20 protein-coding genes are annotated in these 20,560 nt (G+C 66.8%); 11 read left to right on the top strand and 9 right to left on the bottom strand.

Features of this window, described 5'->3' with window-relative positions; translation table 11 throughout:
* Positions 1-103: 103 nt before the first annotated feature.
* Positions 104-1,318 (bottom strand): CaiB/BaiF CoA transferase family protein, encoded by a 1,215-nt coding sequence (locus QGN30_RS20600; RefSeq protein WP_036458572.1) that lies wholly within the window; start codon positions 1,316-1,318, stop codon positions 104-106.
* A 22-nt stretch (positions 1,319-1,340) separates the two neighbouring features.
* Positions 1,341-2,549, bottom strand: a complete 1,209-nt coding sequence (locus QGN30_RS20595; RefSeq protein ID WP_038535605.1) for a cytochrome P450 — start codon at positions 2,547-2,549, stop codon at positions 1,341-1,343.
* A 153-nt stretch (positions 2,550-2,702) separates the two neighbouring features.
* Between QGN30_RS20595 and QGN30_RS20590 the strand changes: the two genes are divergently transcribed.
* The gene (locus tag QGN30_RS20590; protein ID WP_008254972.1) at positions 2,703-4,136 is read left to right on the top strand and encodes an aldehyde dehydrogenase family protein; all 1,434 of its coding nucleotides are present in this window, start codon (positions 2,703-2,705) and stop codon (positions 4,134-4,136) included.
* Positions 4,133-5,335 carry a cytochrome P450 gene (locus tag QGN30_RS20585; protein WP_014941534.1) on the top strand — a complete coding sequence of 401 codons (1,203 nt, stop codon included), beginning with the start codon at positions 4,133-4,135 and terminating at the stop codon, positions 5,333-5,335. The genes QGN30_RS20590 and QGN30_RS20585 overlap by 4 nt, the downstream gene beginning before the upstream one ends.
* Here QGN30_RS20585 and QGN30_RS20580 read toward each other — a convergent pair whose 3' ends face one another.
* The 6 genes from QGN30_RS20580 to QGN30_RS20555 are packed head-to-tail and all read right to left on the bottom strand — an operon-like array spanning position 5,336 to position 10,563.
* The gene (locus QGN30_RS20580) at positions 5,336-6,178 is read right to left on the bottom strand and encodes an SDR family NAD(P)-dependent oxidoreductase (RefSeq protein ID WP_014941535.1); all 843 of its coding nucleotides are present in this window, start codon (positions 6,176-6,178) and stop codon (positions 5,336-5,338) included.
* A complete protein-coding gene (locus QGN30_RS20575; protein WP_014941536.1) occupies positions 6,175-6,648 on the bottom strand; it encodes an SRPBCC family protein in 474 nt (157 codons plus the stop codon). Before QGN30_RS20575 ends, QGN30_RS20580 begins: the two co-directional genes overlap by 4 nt.
* Positions 6,649-6,651: 3 nt before the next feature.
* Entirely contained in the window at positions 6,652-8,304 is a 1,653-nt protein-coding gene (locus QGN30_RS20570; protein WP_014941537.1) for an acyl-CoA synthetase, read from the bottom strand.
* Between the two features lie 8 nt (positions 8,305-8,312).
* Complete coding sequence (locus QGN30_RS20565; protein WP_014941538.1) at positions 8,313-8,933, bottom strand: PaaI family thioesterase; 621 nt, start codon at positions 8,931-8,933, stop codon at positions 8,313-8,315.
* Positions 8,930-9,559, bottom strand: coding sequence for a cysteine hydrolase (locus tag QGN30_RS20560; RefSeq protein ID WP_038535608.1), 630 nt, complete (start codon positions 9,557-9,559; stop codon positions 8,930-8,932). The genes QGN30_RS20565 and QGN30_RS20560 overlap by 4 nt, the downstream gene beginning before the upstream one ends.
* A complete protein-coding gene (locus tag QGN30_RS20555; RefSeq protein ID WP_009957694.1) occupies positions 9,556-10,563 on the bottom strand; it encodes a Rieske 2Fe-2S domain-containing protein in 1,008 nt (335 codons plus the stop codon). Before QGN30_RS20555 ends, QGN30_RS20560 begins: the two co-directional genes overlap by 4 nt.
* A gap of 84 nt (positions 10,564-10,647) precedes the next feature.
* On the opposite strand from QGN30_RS20555, the gene QGN30_RS20550 reads away from it, so the two are divergent.
* The 5 genes from QGN30_RS20550 to QGN30_RS20530 are packed head-to-tail and all read left to right on the top strand — an operon-like array spanning position 10,648 to position 15,296.
* On the top strand, positions 10,648-11,106 hold the full coding sequence (locus QGN30_RS20550) for a nuclear transport factor 2 family protein (RefSeq protein ID WP_201407333.1): 459 nt from the start codon (positions 10,648-10,650) through the stop codon (positions 11,104-11,106).
* Positions 11,093-12,715 carry a flavin-containing monooxygenase gene (locus QGN30_RS20545; protein ID WP_038535613.1) on the top strand — a complete coding sequence of 541 codons (1,623 nt, stop codon included), beginning with the start codon at positions 11,093-11,095 and terminating at the stop codon, positions 12,713-12,715. The genes QGN30_RS20550 and QGN30_RS20545 overlap by 14 nt, the downstream gene beginning before the upstream one ends.
* 18 nt (positions 12,716-12,733) lie before the next feature.
* On the top strand, positions 12,734-13,855 hold the full coding sequence (locus QGN30_RS20540; protein ID WP_248923569.1) for a PHB depolymerase family esterase: 1,122 nt from the start codon (positions 12,734-12,736) through the stop codon (positions 13,853-13,855).
* Entirely contained in the window at positions 13,855-14,235 is a 381-nt protein-coding gene (locus QGN30_RS20535) for a nuclear transport factor 2 family protein (RefSeq protein ID WP_038535615.1), read from the top strand. The genes QGN30_RS20540 and QGN30_RS20535 overlap by 1 nt, the downstream gene beginning before the upstream one ends.
* Complete coding sequence (locus tag QGN30_RS20530; protein ID WP_036458535.1) at positions 14,232-15,296, top strand: TIGR03857 family LLM class F420-dependent oxidoreductase; 1,065 nt, start codon at positions 14,232-14,234, stop codon at positions 15,294-15,296. Before QGN30_RS20535 ends, QGN30_RS20530 begins: the two co-directional genes overlap by 4 nt.
* On the opposite strand, the gene QGN30_RS20525 is transcribed toward QGN30_RS20530, so the two are convergent.
* Positions 15,293-16,789 (bottom strand): acyl-CoA carboxylase subunit beta, encoded by a 1,497-nt coding sequence (locus QGN30_RS20525; RefSeq protein ID WP_014379629.1) that lies wholly within the window; start codon positions 16,787-16,789, stop codon positions 15,293-15,295. The two genes, QGN30_RS20530 and QGN30_RS20525, sit on opposite strands and share 4 nt — an antisense overlap.
* A 204-nt stretch (positions 16,790-16,993) precedes the next feature.
* On the opposite strand from QGN30_RS20525, the gene QGN30_RS20520 reads away from it, so the two are divergent.
* From QGN30_RS20520 to QGN30_RS20505, 4 genes are all read left to right on the top strand, one after another.
* Complete coding sequence (locus tag QGN30_RS20520; protein ID WP_014379630.1) at positions 16,994-18,217, top strand: cytochrome P450; 1,224 nt, start codon at positions 16,994-16,996, stop codon at positions 18,215-18,217.
* Between the two features lie 153 nt (positions 18,218-18,370).
* Positions 18,371-19,216, top strand: coding sequence for an SDR family NAD(P)-dependent oxidoreductase (locus QGN30_RS20515; protein WP_009957685.1), 846 nt, complete (start codon positions 18,371-18,373; stop codon positions 19,214-19,216).
* 22 nt (positions 19,217-19,238) lie between these two features.
* Positions 19,239-19,895 carry a TetR/AcrR family transcriptional regulator gene (locus tag QGN30_RS20510; RefSeq protein ID WP_009957684.1) on the top strand — a complete coding sequence of 219 codons (657 nt, stop codon included), beginning with the start codon at positions 19,239-19,241 and terminating at the stop codon, positions 19,893-19,895.
* On the top strand, positions 19,882-20,559 hold the full coding sequence (locus tag QGN30_RS20505) for a hypothetical protein (protein ID WP_008255000.1): 678 nt from the start codon (positions 19,882-19,884) through the stop codon (positions 20,557-20,559). Before QGN30_RS20510 ends, QGN30_RS20505 begins: the two co-directional genes overlap by 14 nt.
* Position 20,560 lies beyond the last annotated feature (1 nt).

Below are 20,560 nucleotides of genomic sequence, written 5' to 3'. Positions count from 1 at the left end.
TGCGCGCCACTCCTCCTCATCACTGCGTTCTGCATCGTCGTCGGCGCGATTCATGTGCGCCACTCCTCCTCATCACTGCGTTCTGCATCGTCGTCGGCGCGATTCATGCGATGGCTCCTGAATCTTTGAGTTCGGCGATGCGGTCCCAGTCCATCCCGAGTTCCATCAGGACGATTTCGGTGTGCTCGGATGCTTGCGGGGCCCGGGTGGTGACGAGCGGTTCGTGGTTGAACTGCACCGGCCCGCGGACGACCTTGAACGGTGCACCGCCATCGTTGGACTCGACTTCGACGATCATGTCGTTGGCGATGGCTTGCTCGTCGTCGGCCAGATCGAGGAGGCTCTGGAACGGCGCCCACTGGCCTTTCATCGTTTTCAGGTGCTGTCGCCAGTAGTCGAAGGGCTTGCCGGCGAAGGCCTTTGCGATCAGCTCGGCGGCAGCGTCGGCGTTTTGGATCAACGGCAGCACGTCGCAGAAGCGGGGATCGTCGGCCGCCTCGGGGATGCCGAGGTGCTCGAAGGTGTCGCGAATGTAGCCCGTCGGGCTGACGATGCACAGGTTGATCGTGCCGCCATCGGAGGTTAAGTAATTGCCCAGGAAGGGATTCACCGATGCGGCCGCGGATCCGGGCATCGGGGTGCGCATGACCTCGCCGGTTTCCATGCCCTGCGTCACGCTCGCGCCCGCCGCCCACCACGCCGTGCTCAGCAACGACACGTCCAGCTCGAGCGCTTCGCCGGTCCGCTCGCGGTGCAGCAGCGCGGCCGAGATGCCACCGGCGATGAACATGCCGCCAATGGAGTCCCCGAACGCGGGAATGCCCTGTCCCAGTGCACCGCCCAACTCCTCGGGGGTCAGCGCGTACCCCACCCCGCTGCGCGTCCAGAATGCCGTCCCGTCATAGCCCCCGACGTCACGCTCGGCGCCCTTGTCGCCGTAGGCCGAGCCGCGCGCATACACGATGTTCGGGTTCACCGCGCGGATGTGCTCCACGTCGAACTTGTGCTTCTGCCGCTGCGCGGGCATGTAGTTGGTCAGGAACACATCGGCGGACTTGGCCAGTTCGTAGATCACATCCTGACCGCCCGGCGTGGAGACGTCGATCCCGACGCTGCGCTTGCCCCGATTGGGATGCTCTATCAGCGGATGCCGGTCGGGATTGAGCTGGAAGCCACCCATGTTGACGAAGCCACGCTGAGTATCGCCGCGCGCCGGATGCTCGACCTTAATGACGTCGGCACCCCAGTCGGCGAGGATCGCGCCGGCGGCGGGGACGAACGTGAACTGCGCAACCTCGAGGACCCGAAAGCCCTGCATTACCTTGACCATTCCCGGGACCCTACTTCGCGTCGAACGTAACCGGAAGCGCGGTCGGCGAACGGAACGGCTGACCGTGGACATGCGGATCGTCATCGGTGAGCAGCTTGATGTTGGTCACCCGATCCAGCAGGCATTCGAGCGCGACCCGGGTCTCCATGCGCGCGAGGTGCAGACCCAAGCAGGTGTGCTCCCCGGCGGCGAACGAGATGTGCGGCACGTGCGCACGGAAGATGTCGAACTCTTCCGGGCGCTCCCAGCGGTGTCCGTCGCGATTCGCCGAGCCGATGCAGAGGTCGACCACCGAGCGGGCCGGGATCGTGACCCCTTCCAGTTCGGTGTCTTCGGAGGTGAACCGCTGCACCGTGGTCAACGGCGTCTCGAAGCGCAGGCCCTCCTCGATCGCCGGTGCGATCAGGGTGCGATCGGCCTGCACCGCGGCGAGCTGCTCGGGGTGGGTGAGCAACAGGAACAGCAGGTTGCCCGAGGACCGATAGGTGGTTTCCAGCCCGGCGGGCAGCAGCAGGCGCAGGAACGAGTAGATGGCTTCGTCGCTGAGCTTTTCGCCGTCGATCTCGGCGGTGACCAGGTCGCCGATGATGTCCTCGGTCGGCTCGGCCCTGCGCGCTTCGATCTGCTCGAGGAAGTAGTTCTTCAACGCCGCCGACGCTTCGAAGGCGCGTTCGTATTTGACGGCGTAGCTGATCAGTTCGACCGCGCGTCGGTGAAACATGGGCAGGTCGTCTGCCGGCAGACCCAACAGGGTGGCGATGACCCGGGTGGGAAACTCGAAGGTGAATTGGCGGACCAGATCGGCCCGGCCGGAGTCGATGAACTCGTCGATGAGGGCGTTGCAGATCGGCCGGACGACGGTGGGTTCCCAGCGGGCCAGGGCCTTGGACTTGAACGCCGCGGACACCAGGTTGCGGTGGTCGCGGTGTTTTTTGCCCTCCATCGCCAGGATGGTCGGCCCCATGAACAGGCCGATGGTGGTGTCGTACATCGCCGAACTGAACACCCGGCCGTCACGAAACGCCTTGTTCACCGCGTCGAAGGACACCGCCGCGAAGGACCGCTTGGGTCGCAGCGACTCGGGGGTCTTGGAGTAGTCCATGACGGTGCCGTGGAAAACCCCGCCCTCGCTGCGCTTCCGCGCGAAGTAGGGGTACGGGTCGCGCAGGTAGTCGCCCGGCTTGTCGCCGGTGACGGCATCCTGAAGCTGACTTTCCACGGCTGCTCTCCGGCTCGGGTACACGGTCGTACTGTAAAGATTACAGTAGACTATATCGACGCGGCTACGGCTGCCGTAAGCTGTGCAGCCATGGGTTCAGTTGGCCAACAGGTTGACGGTCCGGCGGGGCGGCGGCAAGCCGATTTACGGGCGATGCTGGACCGGCAACGGCGCTCCTTTGTGGCCGAGGGGCCGCCCACCGCCGCGGTCCGGCGCAACCGTATCGATCGGCTGATGGCGCTGCTGCTGGACAACAGCGACGCGTTCATCGATGCCATGGCCGCCGACTACGGCACCCGGTCCAAGGCGGCCTCGTTGTTCACCGAGATCATCGGGATCACTTCTGTGGTCGAGCACACCAGATCCCATGTGGCGCAATGGATGCGTCCGGCCAAACTGATGCCCGCCGCGCGGCTGTGTGGCCTGCGGGCCGAAGTCGAGCCCACCCCGCTCGGCGTCGTCGGCGTGATCGGTCCGTGGAATTTCCCGGTCAACCTCGTGGTGCTGCCCGCGTCGGCGGCGTTCGCCGCCGGCAACCGGGTGATGATCAAGATGTCGGAGATCACCGCGCATACCGCGGATCTGATGGCGGCGACCGCGCCCAAGTACTTCGACCCGGCCGAGCTCGACGTGGTCACCGGTGGCGCCGACGTCGCGGCCGCCTTCGCGGCGTTGCCGTTCGATCATCTGTTCTTCACCGGCTCGCCGTCGGTGGGTGCGTTGGTCCAACGCGCGGCCGCCCAGAACCTCGTTCCGGTGACCCTGGAACTGGGCGGCAAGAACCCCGTGGTGGTTGCGCCGGGCGCCGACATTGCGCGATCGGCGGCGCGCATCGCGCGGGCCCGGATGGTCAACGGCGGACAGGTATGCGTCTGCCCCGATTACGTCATGGTGCCCGACGACCACCTCGACAGCTTCGTCGACACCGCCCGCGAAACGTTGCGCGGGATGTTCCCGACGGTGATCGCCAACGCCGACTACTGCTCCAGCGTCAACCAGGCCAATTTCGACCGAGTGGTACGACTGATCGACGACGCGCGGGCACACGGCGCCCGCGTGGAAACGATTGGCCCGGAGGGCGAGTCGCTGCCCGACCGCGCCAGCCGCAAAATTGCGCCCACCATTGTCCGCGACATCGACGACCGGATGCGGATCGCCGACGAAGAGGTCTTCGGCCCGGTGTTGACCGTCATGGGCTACTCCCGTCTGAACGAGGCGATCGACTACATCAACGGGCGGCCGGCGCCGCTGGTGGCGTACTGGTACGGTCCCGACGACGAGAATTTCCGCAGCTTTGTCCGCAACACCCGCAGCGGCGGCGTCGCCCGCAACGACTTTGCGGCGCAGATGATCCCATCCGCGGCGCCGTTCGGGGGAGTGGGGCGCAGCGGGATGGGCGCCTATCACGGCAAGGCCGGGTTCGACACCTTCAGCCATTACCGCACCGTGGTCGGCAATGACCTGCCGTTCAGCATCACCGGAACCGCGGCGCCGCCGTTCGGCAGTTCGTTGCGGTTCTACGCCAACACCGCCCTGCGAATCGCGCGGGCCCGCACGCACCGCCGCCTCAAGAAAGTTGCGAAATGACCGTCGCCTTGGAATTCGACCCGTTCTCGGAGGACTTCTTCAACGGGTCGTACGAAACCTACCGACGGATGCGTGAGGAAGCCCCGGTCTACTACAGCGAACGGTACGACTTCTACGCGCTGAGCCGCCACGTGGACGTCGCCGCGGCGTACAAGAACTTCGAGACGTACTCGTCGGCGCGCGGCGTGGACCTCGCGGCGGTGCGCTCCGAGGAACCGATGGGGCACAAGTCGATCATCATGATGGACCCGCCCGAGCACCGGCACATGCGCGGCCTGGTCAACAAGGTGTTCACGCCGCGCGCGATCGAAGCGATGCGCCCGCTGGTGACCGGACTGGTCGACCGCTATCTCGACGCCACCGACCCCGCGGGATTCGATGTCGTCCAGGATTTCTCGGCGTTGTTCCCCGTCGAGGTCATCACGACGATGCTCGGGGTGCCGGAAGAGGACCGTCAGCAGATCCGGCTGTGGCTCGACACGTTCCTGCACCGCGAGCCGGGCGAGGTCGAGATGTCGGAGGCCGGCGTGCAGGCCGCGACGCAGATGGCGATCGCCTACTACCAGTTGGTGAAGGAGCGCAGGGCCGCCCCGCGCGACGACATGATCAGCGCCCTGGTGGCGGCCCGCGTCGAGCGCGAGAACGGTGAGCTCACGGCCTTGGACAATATCGAAATCGCCCAGTTCGCCGTGCTATTGGGTGGGGCCGGCGCCGAGACGGTGACCAAGCTGGTGGCCAACGCGGTGGTGCTGTTTGCGCGCCATCCCGAGCAATGGCAGAAACTGCTCGACGACCGCAGCAAGGTCCCCGCGGCCGTCGAAGAGGTGCTGCGCTACGAATCCCCGAACCAGTACAACGTGCGCTGCTCGCGCGAAGACGTCACCGTGCACGGCGTCACCATCCCCGCCGGCAAGCCGGTGTTTTTGCTGCTGGGTTCGGCCAACCGTGATCCCGGCGCGTGGACGAAGCCAGAGGTCTTCGACATCGAGCGTGACCGCACCGAGGCGCAGAACCTCGGATTCGGGTACGGGATCCACAGCTGCCTCGGGGCGGCGCTGGCACGCATGGAAAGCTCTGTCGCACTGCAGAAGCTGCTCGATCACATGCCCCGCTATGAGGTGGACTGGGCGGGCTGCCGTCGTGTCAACATGCAAAACGTCGCGGGCTGGAACAACGTCCCGGTGCGGGTGCTGCCGTAGTCAGGCGCCGGCGCGCCCCGAACGCGAATTCGTCACCCTCGCGGCATAGGCCTGCACCGCGGCGTAGTGCGCGCCTAGCAGCCGGGGCATCGCCGCCATCACGCGCCCGTCAGGGCCGATGAGGATCCTCGCCCGGTTCTTCTCGGCCCCACGCAGAATGAGGCGGGCGGCCTTCTCGGGGGAGGTGATTGCCGCGCGCGCAAAGAGTTTGGCCGCCTGGTCGGGGTCCTCCGTCTCGGCGGCGCGCATGTTGGTCCCGAAGTTGGTTTTGACCACCCCGGGGTGCACGCAGTGGACGGTCACCGGGTGACGTTCGATGATCATCTCTTGGCGCAGCGCCTCGGTGAAACCGCGCACCGCGAACTTCGCGGTGCTGTAGGCGCCTTGGTAGGGCACCGCGATCAATCCGAAGGCACTGGACAGGTTCACCAACCGCGACGGGTGCTGGGCGGAACCGGCCTCGACGAGTTGCGGCAGGAAGGCCTTGGTGCCGTTGACGACCCCACCGATGTTGATGCCGATGAGCCAGTCGAAATCTTTCCACGACATGTCCGCCACGCTCGCGAACAGGTCGACTCCGGCGTTGTTGAACAACATCGAGGCGGGCCCGAGTTGCCGGTGCACGTCTTCGGCGAAGCCCAGCACCGCGTCCCGGTCCGCCACGTCGACCCGGTACGGCGTGACCTGGCCGGGTGGGCACGCTGCTTGCGTCTGGCTGAGGCCCTTTTCGTCGATGTCGGCGGCCGCGACATGCGCCCTGCCGCGGGTGAGGGCCTGCGTCAGTGCGCGGCCGATGCCGGAGCCGGCGCCCGTGACGACAGCGATGCGCCCGTGATAGTTCATGGGTTCCCTGCCTCGACAATCGTGCGGATCCGGTCCACCGAAAGTTCGAGGTTCGCTTGAAGATCTTTACGTCGATCCCGGATGAACAAGAAGAGGCGCTCGAACGCCACTGCGGCCCATGGCAATGGGACACACATCCGGACGACTTCGGTGAGGCGCGATGTGCCGGCGGTGGAGCCGGGTTCGATGAGATATGTCCACTGCGTCCAGTCCCCGCCCATGGCCTGAACGACGAACGAGAACCGTTGTCCCGGTGCGGCTTCGGCGACGACCGCTTCGGTCCGCCACCGCCCCAGCCGCCTTCGGTTCCAGGCCCGAAAACGGTCCGGAGCCAGCCACTGGGCACGCACGGTCTCCGGGCTCCACTCCGGGATCCGCGTGACGTCGGAGACGACGGCGTACACCTGTTCCGCGTAGGCTCGCACCTCGGTCGATGCCGTCAGCGTCTCGTCCTTCTGCAGCAATGACATCGCTCAGCCACTCACCGCCTGCTCACGCGCCCACCGATAGTCGGCCTTGCCCGACGGGCTGCGCTCGATGACCGGACGGAACACGATCGCCTTGGGCAGTTTGTAGCGCGCCAACGTGTTTGAGGCGTGGGCCACCAGCTCGTCGGCCTCGGCGCGGGCGCCCTGGGCCAGCGCCACGACCGCGACAACCTCCTGGCCCCACCGTTCGCTCGGCCGCCCGGCGACCACCACGTCGGCCACGGCGGGATGCGACGCGATGGCCGTTTCGACCTCCTCGACGAAGATCTTCTCGCCGCCGGAGTTGATGGTCACCGAGTCGCGGCCGAGCAGTTCGACGGAGCCGTCGGCGCCGTGGCGCGCGCGGTCACCGGGGACGGCGTAGCGAACGCCGTCGATCACCGGAAAAGTCTTGGCGGTCTTGGCCGCATCGCCCTTGTAGCCGAGCGGAACGTAACCGCGTTGGGCCAGCCAGCCCATCCCGTCGTGCCCGGGTTCCAGGATCGCCGTCAGATCCTCGGCGGCCACGAACGTGTCCGGCCCGGCATTGAACGTGCCGGTCGCGACCGCCCCCGAGGTCGACATGTGGTGCATCTGCGCCCCGGTCTCCGACGAGCCGACGCCGTCGACGACGACGGCGTTCGGCAGCACTTCGATCAAGCGCTGCTTGACGTACGGGGTCAGCAGGGCGCCGCCGTTGGCGACGACCGCCAGCGACGACACGTCGGCGATCCCCTTCTCGATGGCGGCGACCAGGGGGCGGGCCATCGCGTCACCGACCACCGTCACCACCGCGACCTTTTCCCGCTCGATGGTGCGGACCACGTCGTCGGCATCCAAATGATCGACGACCGTGGGGAAGACGACGGATTGGCCCGTGGTGATCGCGGTCATCACGCTCCACTGGGCCGCGCCGTGGATCAGCGGGGGCAGGATCATCAGCTTGGTGCCCGGCCCCGCGGCCGCGCGCTTCACGATCTCGTCGATGGACTGCGACGGCTCGCCGGTCATGAGGTTGCGCCCGCCGAAGGACGTCATGAAGATGTCGTGCTGGCGCCACAGCACGCCCTTCGGCATGCCGGTCGTGCCCCCGGTGTACAGGACGTACAGGTCGTCGGCGGAGTGCTGCACCGGCGGCGGTTCCGGGGACACGGATGCCAGGGCGGCCTCGTAATCGATTGCGCCGTCGAGCAAGTCGTTGCCCGAGGCGTCGGCGATCTGGATCAGTACGCGTAGCTGTGGCAGGTCGGGGAGGATCTCGGCGACCCGCGGTGCGAACGCGGCGTGGTAGAGCAGCGCGGTGGCCCCCGAGTCCGCCAGCAGATACTGCAGCTCGCTTTTCACATAGCGGAAGTTGACGTTGAACGGGGCGACCCGCGCCTGGAAGCTGCCCAGCAGCGCCTCGACGAATTCGTTCCCGTTGTAGGCGTAGAGGCCGAGCAGGTCTTGGCCCACCTCGTGGCCCGCCAGCGCGTCGCGCTCGGTGTGACACCCCAGCCCCTGCGAGTGCAGGTAGGCGGCCAGCCGGTTGGAGCGGTCGATCACCTGCGCGTAGGTGTACCGGCGATCCCCATGGATGATCAGCTCGCGGTCGGGGATGGCCGCCGCGACGGCCTTCGCGACGGCAGGCACCGTGAATGTTGTTGTGGTGTCGGACATCGTGCCTCTCACGGCTGGTGGGGTAGCAGGCGAACCATCAGGCCGTTGGCTTCGCTGAGCAACGTGCCGTCCGCGTCTGTCATAGTAGCGTCAATGAAAACTTTCCTGCCCTCGGCTTTGGTGATGCGCCCCTGAGCGCTCAGCGGCTGGTCGATCGGGGTGATATTCCGGTAGTCGACATGCAGGTAGGCGGTGCGCGTCGGCCGGATATCCGCGGTGGACACCACCATGCCGAACAACCAGTCGTAGAACAGCGGGATCATGCCGCCGTGCACGGCCCGGTTCCCGCCGATGTGCGAGGCGGTGAAATGCCCGGCCATCCTCACACCGTCGGGGCCGGACTCGGTCACCATCCAGGGCGGCAGGAGGGGATGGGCCAACCCGGGCAGGGTCAGCACCCGGCCGGCCACCGCCTCGATCTCCGGGACCTGGTGGCCGTCCAGCAGCGCGCAGGCGTTCTCCAGGTGCGCCGTCGCGGCGGCCCACACCGCGGGGTCCGGCTTGGTGGACACGGTCAGGTCCTGCAGGCGGCGCAGCGCGGCGACGAACGGGCCCAGCTCGGCGGGAGCGTCCTCGACGGGTTTGACGTCGGGGAACCCGCCGCGGACTTCCGGCGCGGTATCGGTCATCGGGCTCCCTTGTCCCAGGCCTGCAGAAGATCGTCGGTGCTGGTGACGGTGGCCAGCAGCGACAGCGTGTTGGCGATCATCGCTGCACCATAGTCGGCGGGGATGCCGGCCACCGCGTCGCGGGGCAGGACCACCCGGTAGGCGGAGTTGACCGCGTCCATGACGAGGTTGGGAATCGCGATGTTGAGCGAAACACCCACCACGACGATGGTCGATACGCCGAGATTGCGTAACACCGCGTCCAGATCGGTGCCGCCCATCGGGCCCACGCCGTGCCAGCGGCGCAACACCAAATCCGAAGGCTCCGGCCCTAATTCGGGCAGCAACTCCGCACCCGGTGTGCCGGGCGTGATGTCCACCCGGTTGCCGCCGCCCATCGCGAAGATCTTCGCGTTGTGGTTGGAGCCGAGCCCGTCGGGCCGCCGTTGCACCAGGCAATGCACAACGCGCACTCCGGCCGCCCGGGCCGCGGGCAGCAGGCGCGCGATGTTGGGCAGCGCGTCGCGGCGAGCCTCCTCGGCGAGCATGGCCAGGCCGGCATCGGGACCCATCACCGCGCCCTGGCACTCCTGGGTGACGATCGCGGTGTGCTCGGGTGCGGCCAGTCCGGCCAGCGGGTCCGTCATGCGGGGGCGCCCACCGGCGCGACGTCATAGAACTGCGTCGCCCACTTCCGCAGTGCCATATAGCCTTTCGCGTCGACTTTGGACAGCGGCGGACGCTCTACGTACTTTTGGTAGCGCCAGATCTGCAGGTCGTCGAACACGGTGGACAAGAACTGCTTCTCGATGACCTCCCGGAGTTTGCCCTCCGGTACGGGGGAGTCATCGCCGGGGATCCGCGGCCACCAGATCGAGTAGAACAGGTCCGAACACTCGTCGTCGACCGGTGTGCACGTGAAGATCAGCCGGTGATTCTGCGCGCCCTCGAAAACGCTGATGGCCCCGCCGAGGCCGAACAGGTGGCTGTGGAACCGCAACGCGAGGTCCTCGGGGTCGTCGCTGTTCGCATCAGGCCAGCCGGCGATGAACTGCCACTCGTGGTCGACGATCTTCCAGTCGAGGACTCGGGGTGTCACCGTGGCGTGGTGCACGTACTCGAAATGGGCGCTGTCGGGGGCGTTCTCGGCCACGATCTGCGGATGCACCGGCTCGCGCTCCGCGCGCCGGGAAAACTCCGGATATGCCCGGTAGTAGGCCGCCGGATCGGTCTCGAATTGGGGGAACTTCCTGAAGATGTCCGGCATTTCCCACTGCGGTTCCTTGCCGTCCGGGTGGTGCCAGATGAACACGCAGTCGTATTGCTCGCGGACGGGATACACCTTCAGGTGTAGCGCGCGGTTGGGTCGGTCCGGCTGATAGGGAATGTATTTGTTGCAGCCGTCCGGGCCCCAGCGCCACCCGTGGAAGGGGCACTCGACGCAGTCGCCGACCACCTTGCCGCCGTGGCCGATGTGAGCACCGAGGTGTTTGCAGTGCGCTTCCAGGACGTGCAGCTCGCCCGACTCGTCGCGGTAGGCCACCAGGTCCTCGCCGAAATAGTGCAGCGGCCGGACCTCGCCGACGGGAAACTCCGGGGACCAGCCGACCATGAACCAGCCGGTGACCTTCCAGGTGAAGGGGACTTTCACGTCGGCGCCTCCCGCGATCGTTGATACTAAATCCATTACAGTATAGATTTCAGCAGTCCGGCCCGCGCGCGGCAAGGGAGTGAGATGACGACAGCGGCTGACGAGCTGGAAGCCATCCGACAGCTCAAGGCGCGCTACTGCCGTTTCCTGGACACCAAAGACCTCGAGTCCTGGCGCGGAGTGTTCACCGCCGACGTCGTGGTGACGCTCGACATGGCGGTGTCCACCGCCGGTGCGGACCCCCAGACCGCGCCGCCGTTCGAGGGCGTCGAGAACTTCGCACCGATGGTGATGGGCGGCCTCGAGGGCGTGGCCACCAAACATCACTGCCACACCCCCGAGATCACGCTCACCTCGGCCACCACCGCGACCGGCATCTGGGCGATGGAGGACCTGCTGATCTTCGGTGACGGCCGCGAGTTGTACGGCGCCGGGCACTACCACGAGACCTATGAGAAGCGGGACGGTCGTTGGCAGATCAAGTCCTTGCACCTGACGAGAACCATCTTGAGGATGACCGGCGGTGACGATGGCCGACGCTGATCCCTCGTTCGACGTTCTCGTCATCGGCGCCGGATTCTCCGGGCTGTACATGCTGCACCGGCTGCGGGAACTCGGGCTGCGCACCCGTGTGCTGGAGATGGCCGAAAACGTGGGCGGCACCTGGCTTTTCAACAGATACCCCGGCGCGCGGTGCGACATCGAGAGCATCGAATACTCCTACAGCTTCTCCGAAGAGATTCAGCAGGAGTGGGTGTGGACCGAGTCGATGCCGGCCCAGCCCGAGATCGAGGCCTACCTGAACTTCGTGGCCGACCGGCTCGACCTCCGCCGTGACATCCAATTCGGCACCAAGGTCGTCGCGATGACGTTCGACGACGAAGCCGCGACGTGGTCGGTGCGCACCGAAACCGGCGAAACCTTCCGCGTTCCCTTCGTCGTCGCCGCCTCCGGCATCCTGTCGGTGCCGTTGGAACCCGACATCCCCGGGATGGGCACGTTCGCCGGGCTGTCGCTGTTCACCAGCCGCTGGCCCGAGGGCGGCGTCGACCTCACCGGCAAGCGCGTCGGCGTCATCGGTACCGGCTCGACCGGCGTCCAGCTCATCCCCGTCGTCGCCCGAGAAGCCCTGCAGCTGTCGGTATTTCAGCGCTCACCCGCCTACACCCTGCCCTGGCGGGTGCATCGCTTCGCCCCGGGCGAGCTCGACGACATGAAGGCCCGGTATGGCGAGATCCGTGCGGCCCAGCGCGCCCACCCGATCGGCGCGGCCCGGCTGAGCGCCTTCTCCGTCCTGCTCGAAATGCTCGGCAGGCCGCCGCTGAAGTCGGCGACGCGCGAAGAACAACTGCGCGCCATCGAGGAGCACGGCGTCATGGGCGCATTGAACTGGGGCGACATCTTCTTCGACATCGAAGCCAACCGGATGGCCGCCAAGCTGTACGGCGAGGCGGTGGCGCGGATCGTCAAGGACCCGGAGACCGCCGCCTCCCTGGTGCCGGTGCATCCGTTCGCGTGTAAGCGACCGATCATCGACCAGGGCTACTACGAGACCTTCAACCGCGACAACGTCACCCTGGTCGACCTGCGCAAGTCGCCGATCCGCGAGGTCACGCCCGCCGGCATCCGCACCGAGGACCGGCTGCACGAGCTCGACGTCATCGTCTACGCCACCGGGTTCGACGCCATGACCGGCGCGCTCAGCCGGATCGACGTTCGCGGCCGCGGCGGCGTCTCGCTCGGCGAATTCTGGGCCACCGAAGGCCCGCTGTCGTATCTGGGTCTGGCGGTCGCCGGGTTCCCCAACCTCTTCACGGTTCAGGGCCCCGGCAGCCCGAGCGCCGCGACGAACTTCGTCGCCGCCCTCGAGCAGCACGTGGAGTGGATCGGCGACTGCCTCGCGTACCTGCGCGCCCACGACATCCGCACCATCGAGGCATTGAGCACCGCTCAGCAGGAGTGGATCGACCACGCCACGGCGCTTGTTGCGCCGACGGTGCTGGTGCATCCGTCGTGCAACTCCTGGTACAACGGTGGCAACGTGCCCGGCAAGAAACGGATGTACATGGGCTATACCGGCGGAATCCCCGAATACCGGCGGCGCTGTGACGAGATCGCGGCAAGCGGATACACCGGGTTCAAACTGGCGTAGCTGTTGAAGGTGAGCGACATGGCGAAGGCATTGAACGGGCTGAGCCTGGCCAAAGACGCGGCCCGGGAACTCGGAATGCTGGTGCCGCGCACCGTGGCCGGCCTGCAGGAGTCCACTAATTGGTCCCCGTTGTCACCGCGCGGTGCGCGCCAGTTCGGTGAGGTCATGCTCGATGAGCTTGTGCTGAGCGGCTTTTCGCTGCTCGGTGGGAGCCCCGCGGCGATGCGCTCGCTCGATGCCTGCATTGCGGCGGCCGAAGAGCTCTCGGCGCTCGGCATCGACCGCGCGCATGGCGACCCGAAACCGTTGCGGGAAGCCTCGATACGTCGGCACCGCATCGCCGGCCTGGCATACGAACGGGTGACTTTCGAACACGATCCCGCGCTGCCGCCGAGCTTGGAGGCCGACGGGTTGGGCGGCCCGGCACGGGCGGTGGTGCACGTGTGCCGGCACCGCGACGGCCCCCGACCCTGGCTGGTATGGGTGCACGGCGCCGGCCAGGGCGGCACCGAAGACCTGCTGATGTCCGGCATCGGCCGGATACATCGCAAGCTGGGCTTCAACATCGCGCTGCCGGTGCAGCCGGGTCACGGGTGCCGGCGCCGGCAATGGCCGGCGTACCCCGACATGGATCCGCGCGGCAACGTCGCGGGAATGATGCGGGTCGTCTCGGAGGTGCGCGCCGTGGTGCGCTGGGCACAGGCGCAAGGCACCGCCGTTGTGGTGGCAGGGATTTCGATGGGCAGCCCCGTGGCCGCACTGGTGTCGCATCTGGAAAAGCAGATCGATGCGGTGGCCCTGTACACGCCCATCCTGGGACTCAACGCGATGATCGCGCGGCACCTTCAGCGTTGGGGGCCCTCGCGCGACGGATTTCGCGAGCTGCTGGAATCTCCCGTCGTCACCCAGCTGACCTCGGTGATCGACCCCCTGGCCGTCACGCCGTCGCCGCCGCCGGAACGCCGGCTGATCGTCGGGGCGTGGCACGACCGGATGGCGATGCGCGAGCCCGCCAACGCGTTGCAGGAACGGTGGGGCGGCCAGTTGTACTGGTACGACGGCAGCCACGTCGGGCACATCTTCTCCCGGCGCGTGCAGCGCATCACCGACCGATTCCTGCGCGACGCGGTGCCCGGCTGATGGCGCCCACCTGGACGGCGCGCACCGTCGTCGAACTCTACAACCTGGTCGTGTGGAACGAACGCAACATCGAGCTGGCCGAGGAGTTGTTGGGCGACACCGTCATTCGGCACGAGGTCGGTTCCTCCCGCACGCTGACCCACGCCGAAGCGGTCCAGCGGGTGGTGGACATGTGGCAGGCGGCCGAATCGTTGCACTTCGACCTCAACGTCGTCATCGAGGGCGACGACGGCGAACACGTGGCGATCGTCTACGACTCGACGATCAAAACCAAGGACGGCACCGAAACCAACGTCGCCAGCATCGAGGTGTTCCGCGTGGTCGATGGCAAAATTACCGAGGTTTGGAACTGCGGCTACCAGCAAGGGGTTTGGAATTGAGTGACCGTACGCTTGATGAACTGGGCTTCTATCTGCTGGCCGGCGCGGGCGGTGAGGGCCCGGCGACCTTGATGGACGAGGCCCGCCGTGGCGAGGAACTGGGCTTCGGCACCGGATTCATCTCCGAGCGCTGGAACGTCAAGGAGGCGTCGTCTCTGGTCGGGGCGGCGTGCGCGGTGACCACTCGCATGCAGATCGCCACCGCCGCAACCAATCACAACACCCGCCACCCGCTCATCACGGGATCGTGGGCGACCACCATGCATCGTCTCTCCGGCGGCCGGTTCACCCTGGGCGTCGGCCGGGGCATCGCAGCGATCTACGGGGCCTTCGGCATCCCGGCGGTGACGACGGCGCAAATGGAGGATTGGGCCCAAGTCATGCGCCGGCTCTGGCACGGCGAGCTGATCTTCAACCACGACGGCCCAATGGGCAAGTACCCCATCCTTTTTCTCGATCCGGACTTCAACGAAGACATCCGGCTGGCCCTGGTGGCCTTCGGACCCAACACGCTCGCGCTCGGCGGCCGCGTGTTCGACGACGTCATTTTGCACACCTACTTCACCCCGGAGACCTTGCAGCGCAGCGTCAAAACCGTGAAGTCCGCCGCGGAGAAGGCGGGCCGCGACCCCGACAGCGTGCGGGTGTGGTCGTGCTTCGCGACCGTCGGGGACCACCTGCCCGAAGAGCTGCGGCTGAAGAAGACCGTCGCGCGGCTGGCCACTTACCTGCAGGGCTACGGCGACCTGCTCGTCCGAACCAATGACTGGGATCCCGCTGTGCTGCAGCGGTTCCGCGAAGACCCGGTGGTCACGTCGATCGCGGGCGGGATCGACCACAAGGGCACGCCCGAACAGATCGAGCACATTGCGACGCTGATTCCCGACGAATGGCTGGAGCCCTCGGCCACCGGGTCCGCCCAACAGTGCGTGGACCGCATCCGCAAGGAGTTCGACTACGGCGCCGACGCGGTCATCATGCACGGCGCCACGCCCGACGAGCTCGAGCCGATCGTCGCGGCGTATCGCGAATCGGTAGATGCAATCTCGCGGCAGTCTTAAGGCAGGATGACCGTCCGGGACACCGGCTCCGCGGCGGCCTGCCTGCTCGACAGGCCACGCTTCAAGGACGCGAGCAGAGCATCGCGCGTCTCGCGGGGATCGATGAGCTCGTCGAACCCCATGTGTTCGGCCGATCGATAGGACGCCTCCAGCTCGGCGTTGCGCAGCTTGGCCGAGAGGTCTTCGCCGGCGTGTGAGGCGCGGCTCAGCGCCGCGGCGCTCATGGCGCCCATCGTCGCGCCGGGGTAGGCGAAGGTCGCGACCTGATGATCGAAACCCAACAGCGACATGACCATCGAGCCGAACCCGTACGCCTTACGCAGCGTGAGGTGCAGCTTCAACGTGGTGGCGGCCGTCTGCGCGGCGAACATCCGCGCACCGGCGCGCAGCACGCCGGCGCGCTCGGATCGGCTGCCGGGCAGCATGCCCGGATTGTCGGCGAGGAACACGATCGGCAGGTGGAAGGAATCCGCCACCATGATGAAGTGGGCCGCCTTGTCCGCGGCGTCGGCGTCGATGGAGCCCGCGAGCACCTGGGGCTGATTGGCCACCACCGCGACCGGGTGGCCGCCGAGGTGGGCGAGTGCGCAGACGATCGCCCTGCCGAACTGGGGCTGCACCTCGAACCAGTCGGCGCTGTCGAAGACCACGTCGAGCACGGCCCGCATGTCGTACACGCGGCGGTTGTCCCGGGAGACGATGTCGAGCAGCTCCGGCGTCGCCCGCGGGTCGGCGGCCGCACCGGTCGGTTGCGGCGACGGGTACGACCAGGCGCTCGGCGGGAAGTACGACAGGTAGCGGCGGACGTCGTCGAGCACCGCTTCGTCGTCCTCGGCGACATTGTGGATCACGCCGCTGGGCAAAGCGACGTCCGGCCCGCCCAGGTCCTCCTTCGAAATGTCTTCTCCGGTCGACTCTTTGACGACGGGGGGACCGGCGGTGAAGATCGCGCCCTGCCGGCTCATGATCCGGAAATCGCAAACCGGGGCCACCAGGGCGCCGTGCCCGGCCGAGGGGCCGAGGACGGCGGCGACGGTCGGGACGCGCCCCGAGCACTGCGCCTGCGCCAGCAGGTCGGTCGGGGTGCGCCCGTAGTGCCCGCCGGTGGGGCGAAAGCCGGCGCCTTCGAGCAGCATGACCAGCGGGATCTTGTCTCGCAGCGCCAGTTCGGCGATGCGGTACCGCTTGGAATTGCCGCCGGGACCGATGCTGCCGGCCAGGGTCGTGAAGTCCTCGGCGCCCAGCATCACCGGTGAGCCGTTGATCTCACCGGAGCCCACGACCAGCCCGTCGGCCGCGGTCTCACCACCGACGAGGGTGCCGAGCTCACGGAACGTGCCCGGGTCGAGGAGGTACTCGATCCGCGCGCGGGCGTCGAGCTTGCCCTTGTTGCGGTGCTTGTCGAGCCGCTCCGGCCCGCCCATTTCGAACGCGTGCTGACGGCGGCGCTCGAGATCGTCGAGCGTTTCTCCCCAGTCCTGGGCTTTCGGCATGCCTATGTCCTACCTCATCGAGGATCCGTCGCGCGACGAATCACAGCGTGGCGACCCGCTTGCGGTCACCACGGATTGCGGGGTCACATACTGGATTGCTTACTGTAAAGTTACCCGCATGCCTGACGCGCCCCGCCTCAAGGTCCGTCTTCGGCCGGCGGGGGTGCCCCGAATCGAGGAGTTTCACCCGTGAGCGCAACCACGATGGACGAGGCCGCCAACCTGCTGGCGGACCCGTTGGCCTACACCGACGAGCAGGGGCTGCACGCGGCGTTGACGCACCTGCGCGCCAACGCCCCGGTGTCGTGGGTGAAGGTCCCGAATTACCGACCGTTCTGGGCGATCACCAAACACGCCGACATCATGGACATCGAGCGTGAAAACATGCTCTTCACCAACTGGCCGCGTCCGGTGCTCACGACCGCCGAAGGCGACGAGATGCAGGCCGCCGCGGGTGTGCGCACGCTGATCCACATGGACGACCCGCAACACCGGGTGGTGCGCGCGATCGGCTCCGACTGGTTTCGCCCGAAGGCGATGCGGGCGTTGAAGGTTCGCGTCGACGAACTGGCCAAGATCTACGTCGACAAGATGATGGCAGCCGGTCCCGAATGCGACTTCGTTCAAGAGGTCGCGGTCAACTACCCGCTCTACGTGATCATGTCGCTGCTGGGCCTGCCCGAGGCAGACTTTCCCCGCATGCTCAAGCTGACCCAGGAACTGTTCGGCAGCGACGATTCCGAATTCAAGCGCGGCAGCTCCAACGAGGATCAGCTGCCGGCGTTGTTCGACATGTTCCAGTACTTCAACGGCGTGACGGCGTCCCGCCGCGAGCACCCGACCGAGGATCTCGCCTCGGCGATCGCCAACGCCCGCGTGGACGGCGAACCGCTGTCGGACATCGACACCGTCTCGTACTACCTGATCGTCGCCACCGCGGGCCACGACACCACCAGCGCCACCATCTCCGGCGGCCTGCAGGCGCTCATCGAGAACCCTGACCAGCTGCAACGCCTGCGCGACAACCTCGACCTGATGCCGCTGGCCACCGACGAGATGATCCGCTGGGTCACCCCGGTCAAGGAGTTCATGCGCACCGCCTCCAGCGACACCGTGGTGCGCGGAGTGCCCATCGCCGCAGGCGAATCCGTGCTGTTGTCCTACGTATCGGCCAACCGCGACGAGGAAGTCTTCGACGACCCGTTCCGCTTCGACGTCGGTCGCGACCCCAACAAGCACCTGGCCTTCGGCTACGGCGTGCACTTCTGCATGGGTGCGGCGCTGGCCCGCATGGAGGTCAGCAGCTTCTTCTCCGAGCTGCTGCCACGCCTGGAATCCATTGAACTGACCGGTGACCCGGAGCTGGTCGCTACGACCTTCGTCGGCGGGCTCAAGCACCTGCCGGTTCGTTACTCACTGCGGCGGTGATCGGGCTCCGCCCGTACTCCTAACGGCATGCTGGCACTTCCCCCGGCTCAGCTGAGTGCAGATGGTGGTGGGGCGTTGGCCGAACAGTGAACTCGTCGTTGAGCGGCGGCCCGCCTGTCGCGTGATCGCTACACTCCCCGTGGAGGTCTCGCAATGACGCGCAGGACGATTGTCATCACGGGTGCCAGCGACGGCATCGGCGCGGCTGCGGCGCGTCGCCTCTGCCGCACCGGCGACCAGATCGTCGTGGTGGGCCGCACCCCAACCAAGACCGCCGCGGTGGCCGCCGAATTGGACGCGGACCACTTCGTCGTCGATTACGCCGACCTCTCCCAGGTGCGGGCGCTGGCGGGCAAGATTCGTTCGCAACATCCGCGTATCGACGTGTTGCTCAACAATGCGGGCAGGATGGCCAGCAAGATCGAGCTGACCCCCGACGGCTACGAACGCACCTATCAGGTCAACTACCTGGCGCCGTTCCTGTTGACCACCCAATTGCTGGATGTGCTGCTGGAGTCACGCGCCACGATCGTCAACACGTCCAGCTCGTCACAGCGGCTGCTGCGCAACGTCAAGCTCGCCGATTTCGACACGACGGCACGGCACCGGCCCAGCACCGCCTACGCGGTGGCGAAGTTGGCAAACATCTTGTTCACCAAGGAATTAGATCGCCGGTATCGGGCCGATGGCCTTTCGGTGGCAGTGGTCCACCCCGGTTTCGTCAACACAAATATCGGTCATTCGTCCGGCTCGCGGTTTCTGACGACCATGCAACGCACGCCCGTCAGCCGAATGATCAAGTCCGCGGATGATGGCGCCGATCAGCTGGTCTGGTTGGCGACCAGCGTGCCCGGCGTCGACTGGGCGGTCGGCGAATACTACGCGAAAGGCAAAGTCGCCAAAGCCAATCGGGCGGCCTACGATCCGATCCTCGCGCGCGAACTCTGGGATCACACCCTAACCAAGCTTTCTTGGCGCCATCCTTTCGATACTCAATAGTATCCATTCGATACCAGGGAGTATGCTGCTGACCATGTCTCCTGTCAAGGCGCACCGAACCCGCCCCACCCGCGGCGAGGTTCGCGACCGCATCCTGGACGCGGCGTCGAAGGTTTTCGCCGCCGAAGGCTTCGCCGGGGCCACCATCGATGCGATCGGCCAGGCCGCGGGTTTCACCAAGGGAGCGGTCTACTCGAATTTCGAATCCAAAGATGAGCTGTTTTTGGCCCTGCTCGACCGCGAATTCGAGCTCCGCGGCGAGCAGATCGCCACAGCGCTGGACAGCAGCGGCGGCGACACCGGTGCGGCCGCACGGGAATTGAGCCGGTCATGGCTGGACGCGGTTCGCGACCATTCCGATTTCTACGTGCTGTTCGTCGAATACTGGCTGCGCGCCCAGCGCGACAACCAGCTGCGCGAGCGCCTCATCGAACGCCGCCGCGCCGCCGCCGCCCACCAAGCGGTGCACATCGTCAAATCGAGCCCGTCCGTGGCATCCGATCGAGAGCTCGCCGACCTCGCCCAGCTCGTCGTCACCATCAACCTCGGCGTGGCGATGGAAGAGGTCCTGCGTCCCGGGACCATCAACCCCGACCTGCTAGCGCAGCTGGTCACCGCGGTGCTGGGATCGATTCGGGCTTCCGCCGGTCAGGGAGGGCCTCACCATGGGTACGAATGACGGGCCGGACGCCGCGGCGCCGGTGATCATCGCCCGCGGATTGGGGGTCGACGGTGAGCACGGGCCGCTCTTCTCGGGGGTCGACCTAACCCTGACGTCGGGATTTCACGCGATTCAGATGCCCGGGGGCCCAGGGCAGACCACGCTGCTGCTGACGCTCGCGGGACGTTTCAGGCCGAGCCACGGCACGCTCACCGTCCTCGGCGAAACAACCCCGCGCGCGATCCGCCGGCAGTGCTCGATCGCGGCCTTCGAAGGCATCGACGAGCTGGAGGATTCGGTGACCGTGGAGACCGTGCTCGCCGAGCAACGGCGGTGGCTGGCGCCGTGGTATTCGTCGGTGCCGCTTCAATCGGGTCCGGCCGAGCTGGCCGAGGTCTTCGGCGAGATGGCCCCGCCGTCCGGCGACACCTACATCGTCGAACTGTCAGACCTCGAACTGTTTCTGCTGCGCATCACGCTGGCGTTGTTGTCGAATCGGCCGATCCTGGTGGTCGGCGACCTCGAGCAGGTTCGCGACAATTCCCGGCGAACGATCGCGGCCGACAGGCTCGGCGTGATCGCCGAGCAGCGCACCGTCGTCGTCGGGGTGACCAACCCGCTCGGCACGGAGGCGCCCGACCACGAACTACACGATCACCGCATCCTGACCGGAGAGGGCTGAA

The sequence above is a fragment of the Mycobacterium sp. 3-98 genome (assembly GCF_035918355.1).
Lineage (GTDB): Bacteria > Actinomycetota > Actinomycetes > Mycobacteriales > Mycobacteriaceae > Mycobacterium > Mycobacterium intracellulare.
Note: the sequence above shows the minus strand (reverse complement) of the source record. Positions and strands in the feature narration are given on the sequence as shown.

Bases quoted from the DNA above. Each gene is read 5' to 3' on its own strand.
- QGN30_RS20545 (WP_038535613.1), top strand. From the start codon at position 11,093: ATGGCCGACGCTGATCCCTCGTTCGACGTTCTCGTCATCGGCGCCGGA.
- QGN30_RS20575 (WP_014941536.1), bottom strand. From the start codon at position 6,648: ATGTCATTGCTGCAGAAGGACGAGACGCTGACGGCATCGACCGAGGTG.
- QGN30_RS20525 (WP_014379629.1), bottom strand. From the start codon at position 16,789: ATGCCGAAAGCCCAGGACTGGGGAGAAACGCTCGACGATCTCGAGCGC.
- QGN30_RS20565 (WP_014941538.1), bottom strand. From the start codon at position 8,933: ATGACCGATACCGCGCCGGAAGTCCGCGGCGGGTTCCCCGACGTCAAA.
- QGN30_RS20600 (WP_036458572.1), bottom strand. From the start codon at position 1,318: ATGCAGGGCTTTCGGGTCCTCGAGGTTGCGCAGTTCACGTTCGTCCCC.
- QGN30_RS20510 (WP_009957684.1), top strand. From the start codon at position 19,239: ATGCTGCTGACCATGTCTCCTGTCAAGGCGCACCGAACCCGCCCCACC.
- QGN30_RS20540 (WP_248923569.1), top strand. From the start codon at position 12,734: ATGGCGAAGGCATTGAACGGGCTGAGCCTGGCCAAAGACGCGGCCCGG.
- QGN30_RS20590 (WP_008254972.1), top strand. From the start codon at position 2,703: ATGCTGGACCGGCAACGGCGCTCCTTTGTGGCCGAGGGGCCGCCCACC.
- QGN30_RS20585 (WP_014941534.1), top strand. From the start codon at position 4,133: ATGACCGTCGCCTTGGAATTCGACCCGTTCTCGGAGGACTTCTTCAAC.
- QGN30_RS20505 (WP_008255000.1), top strand. From the start codon at position 19,882: ATGGGTACGAATGACGGGCCGGACGCCGCGGCGCCGGTGATCATCGCC.
- QGN30_RS20535 (WP_038535615.1), top strand. From the start codon at position 13,855: ATGGCGCCCACCTGGACGGCGCGCACCGTCGTCGAACTCTACAACCTG.
- QGN30_RS20570 (WP_014941537.1), bottom strand. From the start codon at position 8,304: ATGTCCGACACCACAACAACATTCACGGTGCCTGCCGTCGCGAAGGCC.
- QGN30_RS20550 (WP_201407333.1), top strand. From the start codon at position 10,648: ATGACGACAGCGGCTGACGAGCTGGAAGCCATCCGACAGCTCAAGGCG.
- QGN30_RS20580 (WP_014941535.1), bottom strand. From the start codon at position 6,178: ATGAACTATCACGGGCGCATCGCTGTCGTCACGGGCGCCGGCTCCGGC.
- QGN30_RS20520 (WP_014379630.1), top strand. From the start codon at position 16,994: ATGGACGAGGCCGCCAACCTGCTGGCGGACCCGTTGGCCTACACCGAC.
- QGN30_RS20515 (WP_009957685.1), top strand. From the start codon at position 18,371: ATGACGCGCAGGACGATTGTCATCACGGGTGCCAGCGACGGCATCGGC.
- QGN30_RS20560 (WP_038535608.1), bottom strand. From the start codon at position 9,559: ATGACGGACCCGCTGGCCGGACTGGCCGCACCCGAGCACACCGCGATC.